We start from the raw sequence: 5,615 nt of genomic DNA, 5'->3' as shown, positions 1-5,615 counted from the left end.
CGGCGCTGGTTCACGGGCGAGTTCACCCCGCGTGAGTACTACCCGATCTTCGCGCGGATCGGGCGTGCGTACTTCCACCACTACAGTCTCGGCGTCCTGGCGCGCGAACTCGCCGCCGGAGCGTGGCGCTCGCGACCCCGGCCCGAGCCGCTCATCTTCGCCGGTCGCCACCTGATGAAGGGGTGGTCGGGCCTCGACCGGCTCGGCGAGATCAGGGTCCCCACCTTGGTTCTCGGCGGCCGCGACGACTTCGTCTTCCCACCGGCATGCCAACACGAGCTCGCGACCGGCATCCCCGGCTCGACGCTGCGGATCATCGAGCACGCCGGGCACAATCCCCACGACGAACAGCCGGCGCAGGTTGTGCAGGCGATCGACGACTTCCTCGGTGCACATGCACCGACCTGACGGTCGTGCGCGCGGCGCACCGCACGGCGGGGTGGCTAGGCTCGGGGGATGGCGACGATCCCGGATTTCCCGACAGGCACGAGCACCGCGGTGTCCGGCCTCGAGAGCACGTTCGTCGACGAGATGGGCGGGTTGGCAGTGCCGTGGCAGGGCGCCGAGGTACCCGACCCGAAGCTGCTCGTGCTCAACGAGGACCTCGCGGCGTCGCTGGGGTTGGACGCGGCCTCCCTGCGAACCGACGACGGCGTCGCCGTGCTGGCCGGCTCCGCGGTCCCGGTCGGGGCGAAGCCGGTCGCGATGGCCTATGCCGGTCACCAGTTCGGTGGGTACGCCCCGCTCCTCGGGGACGGACGGGCGTTGCTGCTCGGCGAACTCGTCGACGCTGATGGTCGGCGCGCGGATCTGCATCTGAAGGGTTCGGGGCCCACGCCGTTCTCCCGCGGCGGCGACGGCTTCGCGGTGGTCGGGCCGATGCTGCGCGAGTACCTGGTCAGCGAAGCGATGTATGCGCTCGGCATCCCCACCACCCGGTCGCTGTCGGTGGTGGCGACCGGCCGGCCGGTCTACCGTGACGGCGTCGAACCCGGCGCCGTGCTCGCGCGCGTCGCGTCCAGTCACCTGCGGGTGGGTACCTTCGAGTTCGCGGTCCGTCAGCGCGAGGTCGTGCAGTCGCTCGCCGACTACGCGATCGCCCGCCACTATCCGGAGCTCACCTCCCTGCCGGAGCAGGGGGAGGACGGTCGGTACCTGGCCTTCTTCCAGGCGGTGGTCGAGGCGCAGGCGTCGCTGGTGGCGCGGTGGATGTTGGTGGGCTTCATACACGGGGTGATGAACACCGACAACACGACCATCTCCGGCGAGACCATCGACTACGGTCCGTGCGCCTTCCTCGACGGGTTCGACCCGGCGGCGGTGTTCAGTTCCATCGACCACACCGGTCGCTATGCGTTCGGGAACCAGCCGCGCGTCCTGAAGTGGAATCTGGCGCGCTTCGCGGAAACCCTGCTGGCACTGGTCGATTCAGAACCGAACGACGCGATCGCCGCGGTCACCGCCGTCCTCGACACCTTCGACGAACGGTACGAGAACCACTACACGGCGGGGATGGCCGCGAAACTCGGCTTCACGGGCGGGTCCGTGGATCGGGCGCTCATCGACGACCTGCTGACCCTGCTGGCCGACCACGACGCCGACTGGACGGGCACCTTCCGCGCTCTCGCGGACGAACTGCGTGGGGATCCGGCGCCGCTCGACCGGCTCGTACCGCGCGAGCACATCGGGCCGTGGCTGGAACGCTGGCGAAATGCCTTGCAGCAGAAGGGCCGTGGACCGGCGGAGGCGGCGGACGCGATGGACCGCGCGAACCCGCTCTACATCCCGCGCAACCATCAGCTCGACGCGGCCCTGCGAGCCGCGACCGGCGGCGACCTCGCGCCCTTCGAGAAGCTGCTCGAGGTCGTCACGCAGCCGTTCGACCACCGCGACGAGTGGGCCGAGTACACCGAGCCCGCCCCGCGATCGTTCACCGAGAGCTTCCGGACGTTCTGCGGCACGTGACCCGAGACGAGGGTAGCGGTGCAGTGCTGTCCTGAGTCGTACCCCGAACGGGGGCGTTCGACTGTGCACATCCTGTCGTGACACGCCGAGGCGGAGCGACAAGATGTGCACAGCCACCGCGGGTCAGAGTAGCGAACGGACCGAGCCCGGCAGCGGCACAGCGGAATCGGTGAGCGGGGACCGCTCCGGAACACCCGCGACCGTGCGCAGCGGGACGACCCCGGCCCACACGCTGTGGTCCTCCCCGTCGTCGGCGGACTCGCCGGGCCCGGCGGCGCGGACCTTCACGCTCACCTCGTCCAACGGAAGTTCGAGCACCGTCGTCGCCGCGAGTTCCTTCACGGTCGGGGGACGGACCTCGTCCCACCTGCCCGGCATGAGATGTTCGGTGACCGCCCGCAACGCGACTTCCTTCTCGTCGCCGGGGACCGGGGTCGCGACCCCGAAGACGACGGCGCTGCGGTAGTTCATGCTGCTGTCGAACGTCGAGCGCGCGAACACCAGGCTGTCGAGGTGGGTGACGGCGACCGAGACCTCGAGGCCGCTGCGCGCGGCGAGGAACGCGCCGGCGCCCGTCGACCCGTGCAGGAACAGACGGTTGCCGTCCCGGCCGAACGCCATCGGCAGCACCACCGGATATCCGTGACGGACGAACCCGACGTGCGCGACCCGCGCGTCGTCGAGCAGCCTGTGCAGGACCGTCCGATCGTCGGTGCCGCGGTCCGGTTTGCGGGTGATCCGGGTGCGTTCGCTCATGGCCCCGATCCAAGCAGCGCCGACGGCGCCGGACAATCGAATATCGGCCCGGACGACCGGGTTCCGGGAAAGCCCGACGATCACCCCCGCGGCGATGCTAGGTTAGCCTCACTTGCTTCGAGCCCCTCCGGTCCGGCACTTCCGAGGAGGAACCGATGGGACGGATCCCTCGAATTCTCGCGGCCGCGGGTGCCGCCGGCGCTCTGGCCCTGGCGGGCTGCAGCGACAGCGACAGCAGCGAGGCCGACTCGACCACCACCGCCACCACGACGGAAGCGGCCGACGCCGCGGCCCCGGCCGGTGTCGTCGAGCAGTACACCACCGTGGAAGAGGAAATCGCCGCCGAGGGCGGCGAGACCACCTCGGGTCCCTGGCGGGTGGCGTACATCGTCGAGGCCGCCGAACCGTGGTACGAACCGGCCGGCGCCGAGCAGCAGTTCCGGGAACCGGCACCGGGGGAGAACTACCACATCGAGATAATCCCGTTCGAGGCGTCGACCGGGCGGATCGTGCCCGAGGTGCCGATCACCCTCGAGGTCGTCGGCGCCGACGCTCAGGTGGTCGATTCGAAGCAGTTGAACTTCTACTACTCCACGTTCTTCCACTACGCCGACAACTTCGTGGTGCCCGATCCCGGCACCTACACGCTGCGGGCCACGCTCGGCGCGCCCACGTTCTTCCGGCACGGCGAGGCCGGCGAGATCCCGCCGCTGACCGAGGGGGCGACCGTCGAATTCACCGATGTCGAACTCCCGCCGCCGAACTGACCCACTGCCGCGACAAACTCACGGCGCCGCGCCCCACCGGATCGCCGCCGCGGCGGCGTAGTCACCGGCGTGCGCGAATCCGGCCAGCAGCACCAGCGATCCGTTCGGGATCCGGCCGGCCCGGTTCTCGACGTCGAGGGTGACCGGGAGGGCCGCACCGAACAGGTTGCCGCACTCGTCGAAGGTGTCGGGATGCCGCTCGGGGGCCAGTTCGAGGGCCTCACGCCAGTTGCGCAGGAACAACCGGTTGGGTTGGTTGGTGACGAAAGTATCGACCTCCGTGGACTTCACGCCGATCCGATTGCACACCGCCAGCGCGACCTCCGGGACCAGCCGGTTGCCGCGGGCGAAGACGGCGGTGATCTTCGCGTCGGTGAAGGCGATGTGCAGTTGCCCGGTGCCGGGGGCCCAGTATTTGCGGGGCGGGTCGATCTCGGCGGTCATGTCCCCGGCGTACTCGGGATGATGCCGGCTCTCGATGCCGAGGATCGGCGCGCGTTCCGACACTCCCAGCAGCGCGGCGCCGCAACCGTCCCCGGGGACCGCGGCCTGCACGAGCGACCGCACGTCGGGCTGGGTGAAGATCTGGCCGGCGCTGTTCTGCACCGCGACGATCAGCGCCGTACCGGCCCCGGTACCGGTCAGGAGGGTCCGGGCGAGTTCGATCATGTGCACGAACGCCGCGCAGCCCCCGTTGTGCACGTCGAGGATCCACCGCGGCGTCATGCCCAGCCGGCGTGCCAGCTCCGCCCCGCACCCGCACACGGGCAGGTCCGGCAGTTGGGTGTGCGTGAGCAGCACATCCACGCCGGTGACCGCCGCGCGGCCGTGGCGTTCGATCAGCGGAGCGACGGCGCGTTCGGCCATGTCGACGGCGGATTCCCCGTCGGCCACGTGATGGCGGTGGGTGGGGGCGCGGAACATGACGTTGCGGGCCATCCGGTCCGACCGCGAGAACCGGGTGAAGAACTCCGTGCCGATCGGCGGGCCGGGCAGGTAGCTCGCGACGTCGAGCAGGCTGACCGTGACCATGCCGTGCTCACCTCATCCACGCCGGGGTGATCGGCAGGCCGTGGCGGGCCCGGTACTCGCACAGGGCGGTGAGGTTGTCCAGTTCCAGCCGGTGGCCGGCGGCGAACATGTCCCAGAAGTCCCCGACCCAGACCTTGCGGCCCGCCGGCGCGGTCTCCGGATACGGGTTGCGGTCGTAGAACGGGTGGTGGCAGTTGGTCCACAGCACCACCGATCCGGGCTTGTCGAATACCGTCTGCGCGTCGACCACCCGCAGCAGGTAGATCATCCACAGGTGCCGGGCCTGATCCCAGGCGCAGTGGTAGTCGACGGTCATCGCGTCCGGGTTCGCCACGGTGCGGGTGTAGATGGTGGTGTGGAGCCGAGTCGGTCGTGCGCCGACCACAGCCCGGGCGTTTCGGTGGGCGTGAAGTCGCGCAGGCTGTACGTCCATTCCTCGAGGCTGCGGGTGTCCGACAGGTACCGGTACACCTCGCGCGGCGGCGCCGCGATGTAGCCGTTGACGGTGCAGTAGTCGCCGAAGATCCGGTCGTGCGGATACACCGACCGCAGCATGTCCAGGATGATCGGGGTCGTCGTCTCGCGGTCGGAGGTTTCGATCCGCAGCACCCCGGGCAGCTCGCCGCTCGGGATGTCCGCGAGGGCGGGAAGCGGGACGGTCACGGTGGTCCTCCTCGAGGCTCATTGCAGGAAGGGCAGGAACGGGGGGATCTCGTCGGGGTCGCAGTCCACGGCGATGAACGACGGGCCGCTCGCCGAGGTCGCGAGCTCGAGCGCGTCGAAGAGCTGGTCGACGGTCCCGGCCGGATAGGCGGGCATCGACGGGAACATCGCCGCGACGCCCTCGGCGATCCGGGACGGCCGGAACCGGTTGAAGCTGTACCGATTCCCGTAGAACAGCTGCTCGCGGGTCACGCACATGGCGTGGGCGTTGTTGTTGAACACCACGAAGGTGACCGGCAGCCGATATTCGAGCGCCGTGTGGATTTCCATCCCGTGCATGAAGAAGGCGCCGTCGCCGGCGATGACGAAGGTCCGCCGCTGCCGGGCGAACGCGGAGCCGATCGCCGCGCCGAAGCTGTAGCCCATCCCGCC

General features: G+C 69.9%; 6 protein-coding genes and 1 pseudogene. 3 read left to right on the top strand and 4 right to left on the bottom strand.

All coding sequences use genetic code 11. The features are described 5' to 3' along the window. Positions 1-408 (top strand): alpha/beta fold hydrolase (locus tag I0Q12_RS32090; protein WP_231610094.1); only part of this gene is annotated, 408 nt, incomplete at its 5' end. 48 nt (positions 409-456) lie between these two features. Then, positions 457-1,965, top strand: a complete 1,509-nt coding sequence (locus I0Q12_RS05840; protein ID WP_197251042.1) for a YdiU family protein — start codon at positions 457-459, stop codon at positions 1,963-1,965. Positions 1,966-2,088: 123 nt separating this feature from the next. On the opposite strand, the gene I0Q12_RS05835 is transcribed toward I0Q12_RS05840, so the two are convergent. Beyond that, positions 2,089-2,721 (bottom strand): pyridoxamine 5'-phosphate oxidase family protein, encoded by a 633-nt coding sequence (locus I0Q12_RS05835; protein WP_197251041.1) that lies wholly within the window; start codon positions 2,719-2,721, stop codon positions 2,089-2,091. 155 nt (positions 2,722-2,876) lie between these two features. On the opposite strand from I0Q12_RS05835, the gene I0Q12_RS05830 reads away from it, so the two are divergent. Beyond that, positions 2,877-3,488, top strand: coding sequence for an iron transporter (locus I0Q12_RS05830; RefSeq protein ID WP_231610093.1), 612 nt, complete (start codon positions 2,877-2,879; stop codon positions 3,486-3,488). A gap of 18 nt (positions 3,489-3,506) precedes the next feature. Here the strand turns inward: I0Q12_RS05830 and I0Q12_RS05825 are convergent, their stop codons facing one another. The 3 genes and pseudogenes from I0Q12_RS05825 to I0Q12_RS05815 form a co-directional block, all read right to left on the bottom strand. Beyond that, the gene (locus I0Q12_RS05825) at positions 3,507-4,520 is read right to left on the bottom strand and encodes a 3-oxoacyl-ACP synthase III family protein (RefSeq protein ID WP_197251040.1); all 1,014 of its coding nucleotides are present in this window, start codon (positions 4,518-4,520) and stop codon (positions 3,507-3,509) included. 7 nt (positions 4,521-4,527) lie between these two features. Beyond that, positions 4,528-5,183 (bottom strand): annotated as a pseudogene (locus I0Q12_RS05820) (SRPBCC family protein). 18 nt (positions 5,184-5,201) lie between these two features. Then, positions 5,202-5,615: thiamine pyrophosphate-dependent enzyme (locus tag I0Q12_RS05815; protein WP_231610092.1), on the bottom strand; the 414-nt coding region annotated here is incomplete at its 5' end.

The organism is Rhodococcus sp. CX (assembly GCF_015865005.1).
In the GTDB taxonomy this organism is placed as follows: Bacteria; Actinomycetota; Actinomycetes; order Mycobacteriales; family Mycobacteriaceae; genus Rhodococcus.
Note: the sequence above shows the minus strand (reverse complement) of the source record. Positions and strands in the feature narration are given on the sequence as shown.